Consider the following 20,548-nt stretch of genomic DNA (forward strand, 5'->3'; position numbering starts at 1 on the left):
GTGGATTTCCTCAGTTGAACGAACGCACGTCGACAAAATGGCCGGCAATGGCAGCCGCCGCCGCCATGGCTGGGCTGACCAGATGGGTACGACCACCCTGCCCCTGACGTCCTTCAAAGTTACGGTTGGAGGTCGAAGCGCAACGCTCGCCGGGTTCCAGACGGTCGGCGTTCATGGCCAGACACATGGAGCAACCAGGTTCACGCCACTCAAAACCGGCGTTCAGGAAAATCTTGTCCAAGCCTTCTTGTTCAGCCTGACGTTTGACCAGACCGGAACCTGGAACAATCATGGCTTGCTTGACGTTGGACGCCACTTTGCGACCTTTGGCCACGCTGGCGGCCGCACGCAAGTCTTCAATACGGGCATTGGTACAGGAGCCGATGAATACGCGATCAATGCGGATGTCGGTCAACGGCATATTGGGCGTCAGGCCCATGTACTCCAGGGCACGTTCCATACCGTTGCGGGCGACTTCGTCTTTTTCTTTTTCTGGATCGGGTACACGGCTGTCGATAGGCAGCACCATTTCGGGCGAGGTGCCCCAGGTCAGTTGAGGCGTGATCTGGCTGGCATCAATGCGGACAACGTGATCAAACTGCGCGCCTTCGTCTGTGTGCAAGGTGCTCCAGTAAGCCACGGCCTGATCCCACAACACGCCTTTAGGCGAGTAAGGACGGCCACGCAGGTACTGAATGGTTTGCTCGTCCACGGCCACCATACCCGAACGTGCACCGGCTTCAATCGCCATATTGCACACGGTCATGCGGCCTTCCATGGTCAGGGCGCGAATGGCCGAACCACCGAATTCAATGGCATAACCCGTACCACCGGCAGTCCCGATCTGACCGATCACGTACAGGATCAAGTCCTTGGCGGTACAGCCGAAAGGCAGTTTGCCATCCACCTGGATCAGCATGCTTTTGCTTTTCTTCATCAGCAAGGTCTGGGTGGCCAGCGTGTGCTCAACCTCGGACGTGCCGATACCGAAGGCCAAAGCGCCCACCGCACCGTGCGTACTGGTGTGGGAGTCGCCACACACCACGGTCATGCCGGGCAAGGTTGCGCCTTGCTCGGGGCCGACAATGTGCACAATGCCCTGACGCACGTCGTTCATGCGGAACTCGGTAATACCGAATTCTTCACAGTTGGCATCCAGGGTATCGACTTGCAGGCGCGAGATCGGATCTTCAATACCGTTCTGGCGGGAGGTGGTGGGGACGTTGTGGTCGGCCACGGCCAGGTTGGCACTGATGCGCCAAGGCTTGCGGTCGGCCAGTGTCAGGCCTTCAAAGGCCTGGGGGCTGGTCACTTCATGCAGCAAGTGGCGATCAATGTAGATCAAACAGGTGCCATCCGTGTCCTGATGCACGACGTGTTCGTCGAACAACTTATCGTATAAGGTTTTTGCCATTGCGCTCTCGCGATTCAGTTGAGATTACAGCCCGCACAGAGCCGGCTGCACATAAATTTTTTCTTATTATGACAGGCGCAGTAACTGGGACAAGACCAGTTACTATCCTAGTATTGGAACTACTAGGATAGATTCGAGCTAGAAAAGCGCATTAAGCAAAATATCCAGCCATAGCCGCGCTCAAACGTTGCACCCAATCATCCGCCATGCTCTGGTCGCTGATATTGGCAAAACCCATTAACAAGCCCTTATGCACGGCAGGCGACATTTGCCAGTCACTCAATGCCTGCACCGCCAGGCCTTTTGCCTGTGCCGCCTGTGCCAGAGACCGATCATCCGCTGGATGTTTCAGATTCGCGAGCACATGAATCCCGCCTGCCTGGGCCTGCACCTGCAAGCGCTCTCCGACATGTTGCTCCAGTGCATGCACCAGGCAGGAACGTCGTTGCGCGTACAACGTCCGCATTTTGCGCAGGTGGCGCGCAAAATAGCCCTGCTCCAAAAAACCAGCCACCGTGGCTTGCGTCAGGATAGAGCCCGGCCCACCTGAATAATGAGCCACCTGCCGGAAGCGCTCGATCTGAGACATGGGCACGACCAAGTACGCCAGACGCAAACCGGGATTCAGGACTTTGCTGAAGGTGCCGGTATAGATCACCCGCTCGTCCCTATCCAGACTTTTCAGAGCGGGTAAAGGACGACCGTGATAGCGGAATTCGCTGTCGTAATCATCCTCCACAACCCAGGCTTGTTCTTGCCGAGCCCAATCCAGCAACTGCAGTCGTCTGGACAGGGACATGGCCATCCCCATCGGGCTTTGATGCGTCGGCGTCACAATGGCAAAGCGCGCCTGCGCGTACCGCTCCTGTGCGAGGGGAACATTCAGGCCTTCAGCATCCAAAGGCACTGGCTGCACCTTCATCCCGGCCTGCATCAGAAACTGGCGGGCAAATATATAGCCAGGGTCTTCATACCAGCCCATATCACCGGGATTCAGGACACTGCGACACACCAATTCCAGCGTTCCCCAGTACCCAGCCGTAATAAATACTTGCTCAGGCACGCAAGCGATGCCACGCGACACGCCCAGATAGGCCGCAATGGCCCGACGCAGCGGTGCATAACCTACCGGGTCGGGATAGCGCATGGCCTGCGCACCCAATGCACGCTGATTATGATTGGCCAGACGAGCCCAGGTCTTACGTGGAAAGGCATCCAGCGCTGGCAAGCCCAGTTGAAACGGCAAAGGCGGAGCATCTTCCGAAGGCACATAAGGTGAAGACCGGGGTGGAGAGGACGGCACGCTGGCGTAGCGGCTTGCATCCAGACGGGCTAACTGCGGCGACACCACGGTACCGGCAGGCCCTCGCGCCAGAAAGTAGCCCTCGCCCAGCAGGATTTGATAGGCCTGCTCGACCGTCCCCTTTGCCACATTCAACTCACTGGCCAGGCTGCGCACCGACGGCACCCTATCGCCAGGGCGCAACTGACCCGCCGCAATAGCGTCCCGGAAACGCAGGTACAACTGTTGGTAAATGGGTGTGCCCGGCTCCCGGCTAGGTTTCCACTGGCTCAGGGCCATCTCTATGTCCTAGTGATTTTTTGATTTCTTGTCACTTATAACTAGGACATTACTCATGGAGAATCAACAAGTAAAGCAGGCAGCTCGGTTTAATGATTAAACAGACCGGCCATAGCGGTTTAGCCACTTGAATCACCCAGCACAAAAGCTGCCTTCGGCCCCCTCCTCTTTTTTCGACTGGATACCTGATGATCACTCTTCGCCTTCCCTACGACACCCTGTCTCCCAAAGCCTATCAAGGCCTGCTGCAAACGAAACTGGCCCTGGACAAAAGCAGCCTGGGCAAAGAGTTGATTGAGCTGGTGAATTTGCGGATTTCGCAAATCAACGGCTGCTCCTACTGCCTGGAAATGCACGCTGCCTCCCTGCGCAGCTCAGGCGTTGCGAATGCCAAGATAGACAGCCTGGCAGGCTGGCGTGTCAGTGCGCACTTTGACGAACGCGAACGCGCAGCCCTGGAATGGACGGAGTCCGTGGTGGATGTCGCTCACACCCATGCACCCGACGAGCACTTCGAGCCCTTGAAAGCCTATTTCAATGATGCCGAAATCTCGGACCTGACTTTTGCGATTGCCTTGATGAGCGCCTTCAATCGCCTCGCCATCAGCATGCGCAAGTAAACGCGAGGGATGATTCTGCAATCGCTGCACTATTTCGAGCTTGAACCGCTCATCGTACTTAGCCATGTAATAACCCCAAAGGTTGGAATAATGTCCAACTTTCGGGGGTCAGCTCAGGGGCGGTTCCCCAATCTGCAGGGATGCAATTATTTCAGATCGGCCTTAAGGGTTTCCAAGGCTGCTACGGCACACGCTTCATCCAGGTGCCCGCCAGGCGCGCCGCCCACGCCGATGGCGCCTATCGTGTCATTGTCAACCTTGACCGGCACACCACCGCCCAGCAGCAGAAAACCCTGGATATCGCCCAGATTGGCGGCGCCAGCATTTTTCTGCGAACCTTCCAGCATGGCGCTGGTGAGACCGCGCGCCGAAGCGGACGTATAGGCCTTGTCGATGCTGGCATTGACGGTATGCGGACCGGCCTGGTCGGCGCGTTGGAGCGCACGCAGCACACCAGCGCGATCGACCACAGCCACCGACACGTTGTAGCCTTTGGCCGAACATTGCTTGACGGTTTCGGCAGCCAGACGATTGGCCAGATCCAGGGAGATGTTTTTTTCGGTCAGCACACCCTGGGCCTGAGCGGCGCCAGCGGCGAACAACAAAGCCATCAGAAGGGAAGAGCGCAACATAGCGGTAATCTCCATTTATCAGTTCCGACACCATTGTCGGCATGGAAAAACTATACTTGCGCCGCCCGAACGGGACTATTCGGGCGCTTACCCTCGCATCTACGTAGTTTTACGGAGAGACACTCACCAAGCTGGCGTAATGCCGAATCAGGTGGGCCAGGTTATCGACCTGCAGTTTGGCAAACAGGTTGGCGCGATGGGTTTCAACCGTACGGGGCGACAGCGACAGCGCCCGACCTATCTCCTTATTGGTCAAGCCCTCGACAATCAGCGCCAGTACCTCGCGCTCGCGCTCGGACAAACTTGTGTAACGCTCACGCGCCCATTGATCAGCCGCAAGACGCTCGCGGCGACGCACGTGCTGGCGCACGGCCTGCTGAACCGTGTCCAGCAGCACATCGTCACTGACCGGCTTTTCCAGGAACTCGACAGCACCCGCCTTGAAGGCGCGCCGGCACATGTCCACCGTGCCGTGCCCGGTCAACAGAATGATGGGCTGATCCACGCCTTGCTCGACCAGAGTATCGAGCAGGGTCAATCCACTGATGCCGGGCATGCGCACATCCAGAATCAAGGCCCCGATAGACTGCCGATCGAAAGACTCCAGAAACTGTTGCGGATCCGCCCAAGTCTGCACCCGTAACCCTACCGTGCTGATCAGCAAGGACAAGCTTTGACGCACGGCGGCATCATCGTCCAGCAGATGGATCAAGGGCGACAGGCTAGAGCCATTTTCGGTCGGATTCATGATGATTCTTCATCCACTCGCTGCAGTTCCAGCGCAAACACGGCCCCGCCCTTGGGATCATTGAACGCTGTCAAGCCGCCGCCCATGGCCTGAGCCAGCGACTCGCTCAGACTCAGGCCCAAGCCCAGACCGTCGGAACGTGTTGTAAAGAAGGGCTCGAACACGCGAGCCAAATGCTGCGGGTCTATTCCCGGGCCATTGTCACGCACGATCAAGTCCACGCACCCTTGTCGTCGCTGCACCTCAAGCCAGATGCAGGGATTGCTGGTCTGGGCGGCGCCCAAAGCGGATACAGCATTATTGAGCAGGTTATGGATGATTTGTCCGAGCGCCACGGGCTCGCCGACAACATCGACATCGTGTGGAGGAAGGCATTTTTCCAGGGTAATGCCATGCCGCTCCAACTCCGGCATCAGCAAGTGCACAGACTCGTCCAGCACCTGCGTCAAGGACACCGGACGGCACTGCTCAGCCAGTCCGCTTTCACGCAAACTGTGTCGCAGGCCCGTCAGCACGCTGGCCGCACGCTTAATCTGTTCCACCGAATGCGTCATGGCCTCGCGTGCCGGTTCCAGATCGGGAGGATCTTCCTGCAAAAGCCTCAGGCTGGCTTGTGTATTGGCCAGCACGGAGGTCAAAGGCTGGTTCAATTCATGTGCCAGGCCCGCGGCCATTTCGCCAAGCGCATTCAAGCGGGCTACCTGACCGATACGTAGCAGCTCCTGAGCACGTAAGGTCTGTTCACGTTGTTTGCGCACATAGATGACCAACGCCACCAGCAAGGCGCTGGCCAGGGCGAACAGTGCCGCCTGCCCCCAAGGCAGGTCGGCATAACTCAGGACGCGGCGCGTGTGCAATTGAAAGGGTTGGCTGGTGGAAGCCAGCGTCTTGCCCGACTGGAATACCGCAGGTCCGGCATGGTCCAATCCTGGGCTGATCACCCATTGTTGATCCTGCCACTCCAGCACCACGCGCATAGGACTGCCATTACGCTGAAAAGGCCATTCGTCCCAGGCGATGGCGGCATTCAAATCCAGTTGTACGGCAAAGCTGGCCGGGTGCGCCGCCACCAGCAGAACATAACGCCCTTGCGCCAGCCGCACATCCGTCAACACGGCACGCTCGGCCTTTAGAGACTGCAACTGCGCCTGCTGCCATTGGGGATTGGTCCACGCGGCGCCACTCTCTTGACGATAAATCGCCATGACCTGGGGAAAGATGGCTTCCAGCGCTCCCAGACGTTCTATCCGCTGCACGGGCGGCTGCAACAGGGCGAGCATCTGCAAAATGGCGTCCTGCTGAGCCAGACGCTGGCCCAGCAGCCGGTAGGCTATATTGCTTTGCACCGTGAATGCCTCCTGCTGCCTCGCCAGTTCAGCGCGCGTCAGCATGGTGGCGCCAGTCAAAGACAGGCCGAGCCAAATCAAAAAACCATACAGAAAGGTACGATGGCGCGATTTCATGGGTGCATGTTGAAGATGGGAGCCAATCAGATAAATAGGCCAACTGGCCCGGAAAACCAGGCTTTCCTATATTAAACAATGCCCCTGTCCCGCGCCGTTGCGGCCGGTAAGGTCTGAATCCTCAAGGCCGACGGCACCTTCTGCAAGCGCATGTTTCAAGGAACGTCGACCAAGGGCATTCTTCATTTCAAATTCGATATCAGAAAAACCAACCTTTCACGGCTTGGCCGCCTGCTGATACAAAGGCATGACCCGTTCCGAGATCGCCTGCAAATCCGCAATGCGGGTAGAGGAAGCCGGGTGGGTGGACAGGAATTCCGGCTGACTTCTGCCCTGCTCCAAGGCGCCCATCTTCTGCCACAAGGTCACCGCCGCACGCGGGTCGTAGCCAGCACGAGCGGCCAGTTCAACCCCAATCAAATCCGCTTCAGATTCATGGGTGCGGCTATTGGGCAGTTCAAACATGACTTCGCTCAAAGTCCCGCCCAAATCATTCACGGCTTGCACGCCGGTCAGAGCGGAGAGCACCGTCAAACCAAAAGAAGTCGCCATTTTCTGGGAAACCTGTTCACGCGAGTGCTCGCGCAAAGCATGGGCGATTTCATGACCAATGACGGCTGCCAGTTCCGCGTCGCTAGGCTGAATCCGTTTGATCAGGCCACTGAAAACCGCCATCTTGCCACCCGGCATGCACCAGGCATTGACCTCGTCCTCGTTAATGACGTGAACTTCCCAGTTCCAGGAACGGGCGTCGGCCCGGAAAACACCGACTTGATCAATCAAGCGTTGAGCCATAGTTTTAACGCGTCGGGTCTGGGCCGCATCCGTATCCAGCGCCTTTTGCTGCCGTGCCTGAGACAAGACCTGTGCGTAGTTCTGGGCGGCCGCCTGATTCAGCTCGGCCTCGGAGACCAGATTGGAGATGAATTGTTTGCGCTCGACACCGACCGTCCCGCTTTCTGTGGTCTGCACCGTGGCACAGCCCGTCATGGCCAGGAGTAAACCCGCCGCCAAAAAGCGTTTTCCTTTCGCAATACCTTTCATGCTCAGCTCCAAGAAACAAACCTGACAAGAAAATGAAGTGCTAGGTCCCTGCGCAAACGCTCAGATTCAGACACCACACTGCGAGCGATGACGCAGGCAATGATCCATCAGCACAATCGCCAGCAAGGCTTCGGCAATCGGCGTGGCACGAATACCCACGCAAGGATCATGACGACCCAGTGTCTGGACCTCGACCGCTTCGCCAGCACGATTCACGGAAGGACGCATGGTGCGAATGCTGGCGGTCGGCTTGATCGCCAAGGAGACCGTGACGGCCTGCCCCGAGGAAATCCCCCCCAGCACCCCACCGGCCTGATTGGTCTTGAAACCATCCGGATACAGCGCATCCCCGTGCTCCGAGCCTTTTTGCGTGATGCAGTCAAAGCCAGCACCAATCGACACGCCTTTGACAGCGTTCAAACCCATCATGGCGTGGGCAATATCGGCATCCAGGCGGTCGTAAATAGGTTCGCCCCAACCGGCAGGCACGCCTTCAGCCACGACTTCAATTCGGGCACCAATGGATTCGCCTTCTTTACGCAGCTCATCCATATAGGCTTCCAGTTGCGGCACGACATCCAGATCCGGGGCGTAGAACGGATTCTGCTCCACAACGTCCCAGCTTTTGAACGGAATTTCAATCGGCCCCAACTGGCTCATGTAACCGCGAATCTTCACTCCGAAGTGTTCAGCCAGCCATTTCTTGGCAATCGCACCGGCGGCTACCGTAGGCGCGGTCAAGCGCGCCGAAGAGCGGCCACCACCGCGCGGGTCGCGGTTCTCGAATTTCTTCCAGTAGGTGTAGTCGGCATGACCGGGGCGGAAGGTATCCAGCAAATTGCCGTAATCCTTGCTGCGCGCATCGGAATTGCGAATCAGCAGGCTAATCGGCGTGCCTGTGGTGCGACCTTCATAAATGCCGGACAGAATTTCTACCTGATCAGGCTCGCGGCGCTGTGTCACGTGGCGCGAGGTGCCTGGACGGCGACGATCCAGTTCAAATTGAATATCTTGTTCAGACAGCTCCAGGCCCGGAGGGCAGCCGTCGATCACTGCGCCAATCGCTGGACCATGAGATTCGCCGTAATTCGTGACGCGGAAGCTTTTACCAAGAGTATTGCCGGACATAGGAAGAGTGAACGCAGAGAAATAGGGAAAAATAAAAGACAGGCACGATTATGGCATTGTTCCCGGATCAGGACATGCCCGGCACCGCGCCCTGCCCTTTAGGAAGAGCAACTGACCGCCAGTTCCGCACTGCCTTCGGGCGGCGGCATGGCGTAGGCCTCAAAACCGGAACGCTCGGTATAGGGATCGCGCAGCAACATCAACAAGGTATCGATTTCGCTGGCGTCGTCCTTGGCGGCGGCCTGAATGGCCTGCTCGGCCAAATGGTTACGCAAGACATACAAGGGATTGACGCGATTCATGGCCTCGCGCTGTTCGGGCGCATCCGAGCCGTCCAGAGTCAGACGCTGGCTATAGGCTTGCCACCAGGCCTGGGCCTGGTCTTCGGAGCCTTCAAACAGGCTCAGGAAGGCCTCGGGAGCCTTGCCTGCCTGTGCCAGGGCACGGAATGACAAAGTGAAATCCGCCCCGCTGTTATGCAGCAAACGCCACCAATCGTCGACCAGTTGAGCATCCTCTTCCCGCCAGCTACGCAGGCCCAGCTTGGCCTGTAAATTGCCGTGATAGCGCTTCAGGAAACTGGCTTCAAAACTTTGCAGATGCTCTTTCAGCGGTTCGGGATCCAGATCCAGCACCATCAGCGCGCTGGCCAGACGGTACAGATTCCAATGCACGATGGCAGGCTGGGCGTTCCAGGCATAACGGCCTTGGTTATCGCTGTGATTGCACACGTGATTCACGCGGAATCGGTCCATGAAACCGTAAGGGCCGTAATCAATTGTCAGGCCCAGGATGGACATATTGTCCGTATTCATGACGCCGTGACAGAAACCCACGGTTTGCCAGTCGGCTACCATTTCCGCACTGCGATGCGTCACTGCCTGCAGAAAACGACCTACACGCTCTTGATCGGAATCGCCCTCTACGATTAATTCAGGGTAGAACTCGCGCAGCACATAATCCAGCAGTTCTCGCACACGCGCAGGATCATTGGCCCAATGTTCAAACGAACCGAAGCGCACGAAGCTGGGCGCCACACGGGTCACAATCGCCCCGGTTTCCACCGTTTCGCGGTACACCGGCGTATCCGAGCTGACCAAGGCCAGAGCGCGGCTGGTGGCAATGCCCAAGCCCGCCATCGCTTCGCTGGCCAGATACTCACGCACACTGGAGCGCAGCACAGCACGGCCATCACCCATGCGGGAATACGGGGTTTTACCCGCGCCTTTCAACTGCAATTCCTGCTGGCCAGTCGGGGTGTCAATTTGCCCCAGCAAATGCGCCCGGCCATCACCCAACTGCCCGGCCCACACCCCAAACTGATGACCGCTATACACAGCCGACACCGTCAGGCCGCCCGGCAAGGGGGCCTGACCACTGACTACATCTAAAAATTCTTGCTCGCCCAGGCGCGTCACATCCAGGCCCAACTGCGCCGCCAATTCTTTATTGACATGCAGCAGGCGTGCATTGGCCAGAGGCTGAGGCGGCACAACAGTGTGAAAGGCCGAGGGCAAATCGGCAAAACGATGAGCGATGGTCAAGCCATCAAACAAGCTGGACATACAGACCCCCTCAGGCCGACTTGGCGGCTTTTGCAGCCTCGGCTTTCTCGGCCTTGCTGCGCTGCTTGGCCGCTTTCTTGGCAGGCCAGAGATAAAAAATGGCGCAGAAATAGTAAATCAGGGACAAGACGATTTCAGCAATCGCCCAGGGCAGGACTTCCGCTACCGGGTCCGACCAGGCACGCATGACCCCTTCTGCGAAATACAGCAGAATCATCATGGAGGTCCACTGCAGGGTATAGAGATTGCCTTTCAGCACGCTGCGCAGCGGCAGCACTAAAGGAATCACTTTCAGCACCAGCCAGGAGCCGCCGGGTTTCAGGGGCGCAAAATGCAGCTCCCAGGCCAGGCACAAAGCGATCAAGGCGACCAACGCCAGGGCCGCCACTCGATGAAGTATGGGGTTTAAAGGTTCATGCATGCTGTTATTATCACCTGAACCCTGTCGAAAAGCAGCGTCCGCCGCATCAAACCGCTATGAAAAACGACGAGAACTTCCCTATGCCCTCTGAGCAAGCTGAACAAACAGACTTGAACCCAGATAACACCGATCCTGTATCCCAGCAGGAGTCCCCGCCCTCGCCCGCCCCCACCGCCAAGCATCACTTTTTAAGTGTGGCGCGCTTCGCCATCAAGCGGGTGGCTGAAAAAGACCTGATGAAGGTGGCCTCCAGCCTGACCTACACCACGATTCTGGCCATTGTGCCCATGCTGACGGTGGTGCTGGCGCTGTTCACCGCTTTCCCGCTGTTTCAGGAATTTGAACATGCTCTGGAAGGCTTCCTGACCCGTAATCTGATGCCCGAAGTGGTGTCGGAAAACATCATGCTGTACCTGAACCAGTTTGCCTCCAAGGCCTCGGGCCTGACCGCGGTCGGCAGCTTGTTCCTGATCGTCACGTCCATCATGCTGATCATGACCATTGACGAGACCTTCAACAATATTTTCCAGGTGCATGTGCAGCGCCCCCTGGGCCAACGCCTGCTGGTGTACTGGGCCATTATTTCGCTGGGTCCCATTCTGACCGGTGCCAGCCTGTGGGCTACCACCATTCTGGCGCGGGAATCCATGGGCTATATCGGCGACTTGTCCGGCATTGTGTCCTTCGCCCTGGCCTATGTGCCCTTCGTATTTACCGCCTTGGGGCTGACAGCGCTGTTCATGTATGTGCCTAACCGCCGCGTGTGGTGGCGCGATGCCCTGATTGGCGGGGTGGTCACCGCCGCCTTGCTGGAGTTGATGAAAGCCGGTTTCGCCTTCTACCTGACCCGCTTTCCCACCTACACGATTATTTACGGCGCCTTTGCCATCCTGCCGATCTTCCTGCTGTGGATCTATATCTCCTGGCTGATCGTCTTGCTGGGTGCCTCCATGGTGGCAATCTTGCCCGATTGGCGTGGCCGCAACTGGGTCAAGACCAATGTTCCCGGCATTGCCTTTACCGATGCCGTGAACCTGCTCTATCAACTGTGGCTGAACCGTCAGAAGCAGCAAGGACTCAGCGTCCGTGAACTCAGCCACAAGCTGGAACGCGACCCGGACGAGCTGTACGGAATTTTATGCAAGCTCAAGTCCATGGGGCTGATTGCCGATACCCAGCAGGACAATGACGAGCAGTGGGTACTCAGTTGTGATCTGCGTCAGGTCAGCCTGAAACAACTTACCAAGGCATTTTTACTGGACCGTGCCCATACGCACGAGGGTCCGCTAGAATATGTATTCAATTATCTTTCTCAGTTTTTCGATCAGCGACTATCCAATCTGGAAGAGCTGTTTGAATCGCCGCAAGGCATTCTGACAGAGCCAGCCACCATACTAAACGCCGATCACGGTCAGGAGACCCAGTATGCTAAAAGTCAGTGAAATCCTGCGTGTCAAGGGAGACACGCTTTATACAGGCACCCCCGAAATGACCGTTGAAAAAGCGGTACAGAGCATGAGCGAGCTGGATATCGGTTCGCTGGTGATCATGGAGCACGGTCAGTTGGTGGGTATGTTGACCTTTCGGGAGATCATTCGCCACTGGCACGCCCAGGGCAATAAAGCCCAGGGCTTTACCGTGCGCAGCATCATGGATGACGCCCCCGTCAGCGTCACCCCCAACACCAGCGCCGACGAAGTGCAGCGCCTGATGCTGAACAACCACGCCCGCTACATGCCAGTGATGGACGGCCCGGTTCTGATGGGGGTTATTTCCTTCTTTGATATGGCCCGCGCCATTGTTCACGCCCAGCAATTCGAGAACAATATGCTTAAAGCCTATATCCGCGACTGGCCTACTGATTCCGAGCAAGCCAACGCGTCCTAAGACGCTGCTTCAGCCAGCCTTTACTGGCGGCTTTGCAACTCTTCCCAGGCCTGCGCAAGCAGGCCTGGATCGTTTTTGGCCAACCAGTTGTGATCCGACAAGGTGCGACGCCACTGACGGGCACCCTTCTTGCCATGCGGCCAGCCCAACATGCTTTTAATCACAATGCGCAGCGGCACACCGGCCTGCACATGAGGACGCGCGTAGGCAATCATCTGTTCGACGACCGAGTCTTCATCCAGCAGCACATCCTCGGGCCACAGGCGACGATGAATATCGCTCAAGACCGCCGGAGTATGCCAGGCTGCGCGACCGAGCATTACGCCATCAAACTGCTCTTCCAGCTCGACCGCCTGATCGGTCTCGTGAATACCGCCATTCAAAATGAACAGCGCCTCGGGGAAGTCCTTTTTCAACTGCATGGCCATGTCATAGCGCAGCGGCGGAATTTCCCGATTGTCCTTGGGCGACAAACCCTTCAAGACCGCATTGCGGGCATGCACCGTAAAGACACGGCAACCCGCCTCGAACAAGAGGCCCACAAAATCCCGCACAAAATCATAGGACTCGTTGTAATCCAGACCCAGCCTGTGCTTGACAGTAACGGGTACAGAAACCGCATCCTGCATGGCTTTGACGCAGTCGGCCACCAATTGTGGCTCGTTCATCAGACAGGCACCGAAGGCACCTTTTTGCACGCGCTCCGAGGGGCAACCACAATTCAGATTAATTTCGTCGTAACCCCATTTTTCACCGGCCAGAGCACTGGTTACCAAAGCGTCCCGATCACTGCCGCCCAACTGCAGGGCCACTGGATGCTCCGCCTGATCAAAATCCAGATGGCGCGCCTGATCGCCGTGCGTCAATGCACCCGTGGTAATCATTTCAGTGAACAGCAAGGCGCGCGGGGCCAGCAGACGATGAAAAAAACGGCTGTGGCGGTCAGTCACGTCAATCATGGGCGCCACACTCAAACGCCACATCTGGCTGTCCGGCATCACAAAAGTAGTCATAAACAGGGAGCAAATCGCCTGATGGCAGGCGTGATCAAAAAGGGAAAACACCCATTTTAATGGTTTCAGCCGACCACAGGATGAAGATAAAGCGCGGTAAATCGCAGCAGGTCTCCAAAAAGCGGGCGCACTGGTCTAAAATCGGCCGTTTGACATACTTGCGCGCCTAATTAGTGCGCCCCAACCGGACCCTCACTGAAAGCATGGCTGTTTTTACTTCTGTCAGCGAACTTGACGCCCGCGAACTGCTGGAACACTACACAATTGGCGAGTTTGTTTCCTTACGTGGCATTACCGCCGGCATTGAAAACACCAATTACTTTCTGAGTACGACTCAGGGTGAGTACGTTCTGACCCTGTTTGAAGTCCTGACGCTGGAACAGCTCCCTTTCTACATTGAGCTGATGCACCACCTGGCGGCCAAGGGCGTTCCGGTGCCAGAACCGATGACACGCCGGGATGGAAAACGCATCTGTGTCATGCACGCCAAACCTTGCTCGATTGTGACCCGCCTGCGTGGTGGTTACGAGCCCGAGCCTACGGTTGAACACTGCCGCCAGATTGCCCGCACCCAGGCTCAGGCCCACCTGGCTGCTCAGGACTTCCCCCTGGAGCAGCCCAATCTGCGCGGCTTGAGCTGGTGGAAAAGCACCGTCCCCCAAGTCCTGCCCTTTCTGGATGCCAGCCAGTCCGAACTGATTCAGGCCGTCCTGCAAGAACAAAGCAACTTTGCTGATAGCGATACCTATCGCTCCTTGCCACAAGGTCCGGCCCACTGCGACCTGTTCCGCGACAATGTGCTGTTTGCCGGGACCTCGGAAGCGCCGCAAATGGGCGGCATCATCGACTTTTACTTTGCCGGTTGCGATACCTGGTTGTTTGACGTGGCCGTGGCCGTGAACGACTGGTGCATTGACCGCCTGAGCGGTGCCCTGAACCTGGAAAAAGCCCAGGCCTGGCTGGAATCCTACGCCCAGGTGCGCCCCTTTACCGAATCCGAGCACACTGCCTGGCCTATACTGATCCAGGCCGCCGCGCTGCGCTTCTGGATCTCGCGCCTGTACGACTTTTATCTGCCCCGCCCCGCTCAAACCCTCAAACCGCATGACCCGCGGCATTTTGAGCGCGTGTTGCGCCAGCGTCGCGACCATGCTGTACCGGCGCTTCCTCGATAAATACGGATACTGATATGCAAGCTGCCAAGCTCCCCTTTCTTTACGGGTGGTACTGGATTCAGGAAGGGTTGCGTTTGTTCAAGCTGCAACCTGCTGCTCTGTTTTTCTGGAGTTTGATCACCTCGATCCTGATCAACCTGAGCAATATCTTCCCCATCATCGGCCAGATGGTGCTGATCGTTCTGGTGCCCACCATGACCTTCATCATCCAGAATGCCTGTCGCCGTATTTATAACGGTGAGGTCATACGCCTGGGCATGTGGACGGAACCCTTGAAACCCGCTCCCGTACGCAACCGCCTGATCAAGCTCGGTTTGATCTATCTGCTGGCGTGTTTGGTCGTGGGCTTTCTGGCGACCTTCCCGTTTGTGAATGAACTGTCGCAATTGATGGACAACAGTAATGCCACCCCGCAAGCCATCATGGCGGCATTTCGCAAACCCATTATTTTGTTCTTCGTGCTGTACCTGGGCCTGTCCGCCCTGTTCTGGCACGCACCCGCCCTGGTAGGCTGGCACGCCATCCCCGTCAAGCAAGCCCTGTTCTTTTCCATGATTGCCTGCTGGCGCAACAAGGCCGCTTTCCTGCTCTACGGCCTGTGCTGGGCGGCTGCCTTTTTCGCCATCCAGACCCTGGGTGAACTGCTGCTGGGTGCGGGTTTAAGCCCAGGCACGGCCACCATGGTGCTGACGCCTATCAACCTGGCAATGGCTGCCATCCTGTACGCCAGCTTCTACCCTGCGTACCGCAGCGTGTTTGGTGATCCGTCGGGCGATACACAACAGAACTAAGCCTTGCTGGCTGCCCTGTTTGACGTATTTTCTGCAAGGCCGCGGCCCAGAGCATGAACTGCTCAGGCCCGGCCAGACAACCGACCGGCGCTTCCAATACCGATCTGGCTTTGCTATGCCAACGTGCCTTTCCTGGCGATACTGCGGGACAAAACCTCAAGGGCTGATCACGTTCATCCAGAAAGCAGATATCCAGAGCCTGCCGCATTCCCCATAAATGAACCGCTCGGCATGGCCGCAGCCACACCGCTGTTGCGAAATCCCTGCTCTGCGGCAATGCCTTCCAGCCACGCCAACGCGTCCAGAAAGTACTGGCATCGAATAAATACAGGGGCTGCGCCTGCTGTAGCGTCTTTTGCAGCGGCTGTTTGGTCGAGGTTGATATCGGCACCACCCTAGCCTCCGCCTGCCAACCAGGGGCCTAACAGACTCATGGCAATCACCAGAAACGTGCAGGGAAATATGCACACGACCAAGGGTGCCAACAAATACACAGGCAGCTTGAGTGCTCTTTGCTCCGCCTCCAAATGCAGATGAGCACGCAGTTTTTCCGCTTGAGATCGCAACAGCAAGGCCAGGGACAAACCGGTGTCCTGAGCCAGCTCCAAAGACAAAGCCAACTCCTCCAGTTCCGCCTGCCTGAAGGTCAATGCGACATTACGCATGGCTTGTGGCAAGCGTCGTCCTGCCCGAACCTCTCCCTGCACCTTGCTCAGGCTGAGCAGCAAACTTCCTTGTGGCAAAGCCTCCATCGCACGAGCCCAGGCCTGTTGCAGCCCCAAGCCGGACTCGACGGCCAGCACCAATAAATCCAGAAAAAACGGTAAATCCCGACGACAACGGGCGTAATGCTGACGCTGCAGTTTTCTACCTCGCGAGATGGCCTGCAACAGACTCAACAAAAAACCGGTCGCGATCAGGCCAGCGATATCGACCAGTGCTGCTCCCTGACTGAGCAGAAAGACCCCTGCCAGGCTTGTGAACAAGGCGGTCAAGGCCACACGTTTACTAAGAAAAACCCGTATCTCGTTCGCATACGAGCCCCATAAGCGTTCCGGCCAGTCATGCACAAAAGGTAAAGACAGGCAGACATTCAAGACGCTGGAAAATGGCGCTTCCCACGCCTGCCAGGCAGCCTGTTTCAGGCTGCTGCCACCTTGCAGCAACAGCAGATACCTTCCCCGCCAAGCCCATAAACAGGCGATCAGAAACAGGGCGGCGCTCAAGGCAGAAAGTGACCAAATTAAGGCCAACATAGTCACGCCTCTCCTCGCAAAATTACCTGCATCCACCACAGCCCCATCATCAGCATGGCGACAATGCCTCCTGCCACCCACACGCCTACTGTGTTGAACCAGGCTTGTTCAAATGCAGTGGCATCCAGCAGATACAACGCTCCCGCCACAAAACCCGGCAAACAGAACATGATTCGGGCCTGCAAGCGAGCTTGAGCCGTCAAGGCAACAATCTTTTCCTCGATGGTCAGACGGGCGCGTATCGTTTGTGCCAGTATTTTCAAACGCTCACCCAGCCCCGCCCCCGTGCTCTGCCCCATCTGCATGGCACTGACGAACATGGCCAACTCCGACACCGGCACACGCTCCAACAAGTCCTGGTAGGAGTCTTTGGCATTCAAACCCAAGCGCTGCTGGCGCAACAACAAACGCAACTCTTGCCCTAAAGGCGCAGGCAAGGATTGGGCTAGCTGCTGCAAGGCCGCTTGCAAAGCCAGCCCCGCCTGCAGACTCAAGGCCAGGGACAAGACAAAATCTGGCAATTGTCGTCGCAAGGCTTCCAGGCGTCGCCGCCCCATCCAGCGCAAAATTACCAAAGGCGTCACGGCAGCAATCAATGCGATAAGTACAGCTAGCCACAAAGAATGAATCAGCCACCACGCCACCAGAAAGACCAGAGGCAGCACGGCCCAGGCACCAAAGGCAAGATACTGACTGCGCACAAACACAAAATGCGATTGCAGGCTCTGCTCGGACTGCTGAAGCAATTGCTGCCTGTAGCGTGTGGCAAGACGCTGCCCCAAGCGCAATAAAAGATACGCTAGCGCCGTGGTACCAAAGACGGTCAGCAAAATACTAAGAAACTTCATGACTGCCCCTCTGATGGAGAGACATACTCAGACCTCAAACCGCTGGCCGTAAAACCAAACTCCGGGCGGTAACTGTACAGAGTCTGCAATTGAATACGCTGTGCTTCTATACCCGTTACTTCCACAACCTCGTGAACCAAACGCTTGCCATCGGGCAAACGGCTCAGTTGCACAATAATGTGCAAAGCCCGTGCGATATGCTCCCGCACGACCAGCAAAGGTAAATCCAGACCCGCCATCAAGACCATGCCCTCCAGGCGCGACAAGGCATCACGTGGGGTGTTCGCATGCAAGGTCCCCATCGATCCTTCGTGGCCTGTATTCATGGCGGACAACATATCGAAGGCCTCCGCCCCCCGACATTCTCCGACCACAATCCGGTCGGGCCGCATGCGTAAGGCTTGTCGCAACAGGCTCCGTATATCCACCTGTCCCTGACCCTCTGCATTGGCAGGCCGAGACTCCAAGGCCACCCAATTGCTGTGCTGCAACTGCAATTCGGCGGCATCCTCCAGGGTCACAATGCGCTCTCCCGAATCAATGCAGGTACTGAGCACATTCAGCAAGGTGGTTTTACCTGTGCCCGTCCCGCCCGAGACCAGGATATTGCAGCGCCCCTGTACTGCCTGTTGCAGAAAGCGAGCCATCTCGGGAGACAAGCTACCCGTCTGCAGCAAGTCCTCCAAGCCCAAGCGTCGTTTGGGGAATTTGCGTATGGTCACGCAGGTTCCCTTGACCGCGATAGGTGACAAGACCGCATGGAAACGTGAACCATCCGCCAAACGCCCATCTACGGCAGGCGAGCTGATATCCAGCCTTCTGCCCAAGGGCGCCAAGATACGATCAATAATGGCCCGCAAAGCGGTTTCACTACTGAAGACCAAGGGATGGGCCTGCAATCGCCCCGCCTGCTCCACAAAAACCCGGTCGTAGTGATTGACCATGATTTCCGACACCGAAGCGTCTGCTAATAATGGCTCCAAAGGGCCCAGACCTACGGCTTCCGCACAGACACTAGCCTGCAATCTGGCCCGTTCATGCTCGGGTACAGCACACTGCGCCTGAATCAAGCGACCCAGGCAATCAAAAGCCTCCTGCTCCAATTGCTTGTCCGTCACCCTGGACAAGTCCCGGCGCTCCAGCTCCAAGGCACTGAGCAAGGCATGGTGCAGACGCTGTTGTTCTTGCCTGAACAAGTCACTATTGGAAGACAGCATAGGCGTCTGATCAGAAATCGATGCGTGACCATCACACGCTACCGTCCGCCCAGGTTCTTCCAAGACCAAAGCTCCATTGCCCTCAACACCTGCCATCGGCTTCTGAGCATCGGCTTCCGTCTGAAATGAGGAGGTCTGCCCAAAACCAGCAATACGCAACTTGAAACCGCCCAAAGCCAGCACATCCCCCTGACGCAAGGGGCCATCGTCATAGACCCGTTTGCCATTAAGTTGCACGCCGGTCAGCGAGCCATGATCCTGTATATACACGGCCCCGGCGCGCTCCAGCAGGCTCGCGTGCTGACGCGCAATTCGCCAGGACGGCAAGACGACATCGCAAGCCGGATCGCGTCCTATCAGGGCGGGCAAATGGACTGACCAAGGACGCGTCGTCCCCAACTCTGATTCAAGCTCAAGGTTCAACACGAAATACCTCGCTGTCTGGCTCTACCCATTGAGAACGATTGCCATGCCATACCCCAGCCCCCTTAGGCGCAGGACGCACCGGTGTATTCAGGCGCGGGGCATCGGGGAAGGTCTGATCCAGCCACTGTGCTGCATTTGCCTGCCGGGCCAGCAAGTCGGGATGCTCGGCAGCTACCAAGGTAGGCGTCACAAATACCGCCAGTTCTGTTTCCTGTCTGGCAAAGCGTTCTGAACGAAACAAGGCCCCCAGTACCGGCAAGCTGGCCAGACCAGGCAAGCGGTCTACATGGCGGGACTCCTCTCTTGAAATGAACCCGGCCAGCACCAGAGTCTGCCCCGAACGCACATTGAATTCGGTAGACGCGCGGCGTGTTTTCAAGGATGGCCCGGCTGGTTGAGACAGGCTGGCATCCACGGAACTGACCTCTACCTCGATCTGTGAACGCACCAGTCCGCCCCGCTCCACTCTGGGCACGATGCGCAGTGATACGCCATAGGGCTTGAAACTGGTCTTGCTGTTTCCTTTGTCATCCGTGGTGGTGTAGGGCAGCTCGCCCCCAGCCAGGAACTCCGCCTGCGACCCGCTGCGTGCCAATAACTGCGGCTGCGCGAGTACGACGGCATGACCTTCCTGCGCCATGGCCTGAACACGGGCGGACATCAAGGCTCCAACACCAAAGAAAGCCGCCCCCTGACGGGCCGGAAATGCCAAGGGCAAGACCGCTTCACCGGGACGCTCCAGAAACTGATGCGTTGCGGCATCCCAGCCACCGCCCATACTCAAGCCTCCCTGAGAGCTGCCATCCCAACGCACACCCAGCTCCCGCAAGCTGTTACGTGGCACTTCCACAACCTGCACATCCAGCAAGACCATAGGCTCCCAACCGTCCTGCTGGGTAAAGTCCAATAACTGGGGATGCTCCTGGCTCAGAGCCTGAATTCTTTGCTTGTCCTGATCGCTTAAACCCTCACCTTCCAACACCAGTTTTCCGCCTAGTTCACTGATACGCAGTTCAGGAATACGCTCCAGCAAACTTCTTAACTCAGCCAGTGTCTGCCGGTGATGTTCGGGTGATACCTCTATCTGATAAGACTGGCTTTGCCCAGAACTGGACCAGACCTGCACCACCGTGCTGCCTGTCTTGCGCGCAAAGAGAATCAGCTCCCCTGATTCGGTGGTGACCGCATGAACAATCTCGCCATCGCCAACCGCTACGCGTTCAACCTGAGTTTCGGGCAACACCATCAATTCACCGACCTGCAAACTTAAGCCCTGAGCATGACTGGGCATGCCAAGACCGAACAAGGTGCTGGACAG

Annotated in this window: 19 protein-coding genes; 5 read left to right on the plus strand and 14 right to left on the minus strand. The window is 57.2% G+C overall.

Annotated features, from left to right (window positions below):
- Positions 1 to 10: 10 nt before the first annotated feature.
- The gene (leuC, locus tag OSH09_RS04680; RefSeq protein WP_207874988.1) at positions 11 to 1,414 is read right to left on the minus strand and encodes a 3-isopropylmalate dehydratase large subunit; all 1,404 of its coding nucleotides are present in this window, start codon (positions 1,412 to 1,414) and stop codon (positions 11 to 13) included.
- Between the two features lie 151 nt (positions 1,415 to 1,565).
- Complete coding sequence (pdxR, locus tag OSH09_RS04685) at positions 1,566 to 2,996, minus strand: MocR-like pyridoxine biosynthesis transcription factor PdxR (protein ID WP_266120311.1); 1,431 nt, start codon at positions 2,994 to 2,996, stop codon at positions 1,566 to 1,568.
- A gap of 188 nt (positions 2,997 to 3,184) precedes the next feature.
- Here pdxR and OSH09_RS04690 point away from each other — a divergent pair, with 188 nt between their 5' ends.
- The gene (locus tag OSH09_RS04690) at positions 3,185 to 3,616 is read left to right on the plus strand and encodes a carboxymuconolactone decarboxylase family protein (protein WP_266120312.1); all 432 of its coding nucleotides are present in this window, start codon (positions 3,185 to 3,187) and stop codon (positions 3,614 to 3,616) included.
- 146 nt (positions 3,617 to 3,762) lie between these two features.
- Here OSH09_RS04690 and OSH09_RS04695 read toward each other — a convergent pair whose 3' ends face one another.
- The 7 genes from OSH09_RS04695 to OSH09_RS04725 form a co-directional block, all read right to left on the minus strand.
- Positions 3,763 to 4,263 carry a GlcG/HbpS family heme-binding protein gene (locus OSH09_RS04695; protein ID WP_207874991.1) on the minus strand — a complete coding sequence of 167 codons (501 nt, stop codon included), beginning with the start codon at positions 4,261 to 4,263 and terminating at the stop codon, positions 3,763 to 3,765.
- A gap of 94 nt (positions 4,264 to 4,357) precedes the next feature.
- On the minus strand, positions 4,358 to 4,996 hold the full coding sequence (locus OSH09_RS04700; protein WP_266120313.1) for a response regulator transcription factor: 639 nt from the start codon (positions 4,994 to 4,996) through the stop codon (positions 4,358 to 4,360).
- Positions 4,993 to 6,459, minus strand: a complete 1,467-nt coding sequence (locus tag OSH09_RS04705; protein WP_266120314.1) for a sensor histidine kinase — start codon at positions 6,457 to 6,459, stop codon at positions 4,993 to 4,995. The genes OSH09_RS04700 and OSH09_RS04705 overlap by 4 nt, the downstream gene beginning before the upstream one ends.
- 216 nt (positions 6,460 to 6,675) lie before the next feature.
- The gene (locus OSH09_RS04710; protein WP_266120315.1) at positions 6,676 to 7,503 is read right to left on the minus strand and encodes a M48 family metallopeptidase; all 828 of its coding nucleotides are present in this window, start codon (positions 7,501 to 7,503) and stop codon (positions 6,676 to 6,678) included.
- A 66-nt stretch (positions 7,504 to 7,569) separates the two neighbouring features.
- Positions 7,570 to 8,631 (minus strand): chorismate synthase, encoded by a 1,062-nt coding sequence (gene aroC, locus OSH09_RS04715; RefSeq protein ID WP_207874995.1) that lies wholly within the window; start codon positions 8,629 to 8,631, stop codon positions 7,570 to 7,572.
- Positions 8,632 to 8,729: 98 nt separating this feature from the next.
- A complete protein-coding gene (locus OSH09_RS04720) occupies positions 8,730 to 10,196 on the minus strand; it encodes a protein adenylyltransferase SelO (protein WP_266120316.1) in 1,467 nt (488 codons plus the stop codon).
- 10 nt (positions 10,197 to 10,206) lie between these two features.
- On the minus strand, positions 10,207 to 10,617 hold the full coding sequence (locus tag OSH09_RS04725) for a DUF2069 domain-containing protein (protein WP_035274661.1): 411 nt from the start codon (positions 10,615 to 10,617) through the stop codon (positions 10,207 to 10,209).
- 80 nt (positions 10,618 to 10,697) lie between these two features.
- Between OSH09_RS04725 and OSH09_RS04730 the strand changes: the two genes are divergently transcribed.
- Together OSH09_RS04730 and OSH09_RS04735 are read left to right on the plus strand one after the other, a co-directional pair.
- The gene (locus OSH09_RS04730; protein WP_266120317.1) at positions 10,698 to 12,059 is read left to right on the plus strand and encodes a YihY family inner membrane protein; all 1,362 of its coding nucleotides are present in this window, start codon (positions 10,698 to 10,700) and stop codon (positions 12,057 to 12,059) included.
- The gene (locus OSH09_RS04735) at positions 12,043 to 12,504 is read left to right on the plus strand and encodes a CBS domain-containing protein (RefSeq protein WP_207874998.1); all 462 of its coding nucleotides are present in this window, start codon (positions 12,043 to 12,045) and stop codon (positions 12,502 to 12,504) included. The genes OSH09_RS04730 and OSH09_RS04735 overlap by 17 nt, the downstream gene beginning before the upstream one ends.
- A 20-nt stretch (positions 12,505 to 12,524) precedes the next feature.
- Here OSH09_RS04735 and dusA read toward each other — a convergent pair whose 3' ends face one another.
- A complete protein-coding gene (gene dusA / locus OSH09_RS04740) occupies positions 12,525 to 13,517 on the minus strand; it encodes a tRNA dihydrouridine(20/20a) synthase DusA (RefSeq protein WP_266120318.1) in 993 nt (330 codons plus the stop codon).
- Positions 13,518 to 13,720: 203 nt separating this feature from the next.
- Between dusA and OSH09_RS04745 the strand changes: the two genes are divergently transcribed.
- Both OSH09_RS04745 and OSH09_RS04750 read left to right on the plus strand, forming a co-directional pair.
- Positions 13,721 to 14,692: a homoserine kinase gene (locus OSH09_RS04745; RefSeq protein WP_266120319.1), complete on the plus strand. Its 972-nt coding sequence runs from the start codon at positions 13,721 to 13,723 to the stop codon at positions 14,690 to 14,692.
- Between the two features lie 14 nt (positions 14,693 to 14,706).
- Positions 14,707 to 15,483 (plus strand): BPSS1780 family membrane protein, encoded by a 777-nt coding sequence (locus tag OSH09_RS04750; protein WP_266120320.1) that lies wholly within the window; start codon positions 14,707 to 14,709, stop codon positions 15,481 to 15,483.
- Positions 15,484 to 15,878: 395 nt separating this feature from the next.
- Here the strand turns inward: OSH09_RS04750 and OSH09_RS04755 are convergent, their stop codons facing one another.
- From OSH09_RS04755 to OSH09_RS04770, 4 genes are read right to left on the minus strand one after another with little or no spacing between them, the layout of a single operon-like run.
- Positions 15,879 to 16,739 (minus strand): type II secretion system F family protein, encoded by an 861-nt coding sequence (locus OSH09_RS04755; RefSeq protein WP_266120321.1) that lies wholly within the window; start codon positions 16,737 to 16,739, stop codon positions 15,879 to 15,881.
- A gap of 2 nt (positions 16,740 to 16,741) precedes the next feature.
- Positions 16,742 to 17,587, minus strand: coding sequence for a type II secretion system F family protein (locus OSH09_RS04760; protein ID WP_266120322.1), 846 nt, complete (start codon positions 17,585 to 17,587; stop codon positions 16,742 to 16,744).
- Positions 17,584 to 19,227 carry an ATPase, T2SS/T4P/T4SS family gene (locus OSH09_RS04765; RefSeq protein ID WP_407653288.1) on the minus strand — a complete coding sequence of 548 codons (1,644 nt, stop codon included), beginning with the start codon at positions 19,225 to 19,227 and terminating at the stop codon, positions 17,584 to 17,586. Before OSH09_RS04765 ends, OSH09_RS04760 begins: the two co-directional genes overlap by 4 nt.
- On the minus strand, positions 19,217 to 20,521 hold the full coding sequence (locus tag OSH09_RS04770; protein WP_207875743.1) for a type II and III secretion system protein family protein: 1,305 nt from the start codon (positions 20,519 to 20,521) through the stop codon (positions 19,217 to 19,219). Before OSH09_RS04770 ends, OSH09_RS04765 begins: the two co-directional genes overlap by 11 nt.
- Positions 20,522 to 20,548 lie beyond the last annotated feature (27 nt).

Origin of the sequence: Alcaligenes parafaecalis, assembly GCF_026344135.1 — a bacterium.
Lineage (GTDB): Bacteria > Pseudomonadota > Gammaproteobacteria > Burkholderiales > Burkholderiaceae_B > Alcaligenes > Alcaligenes parafaecalis.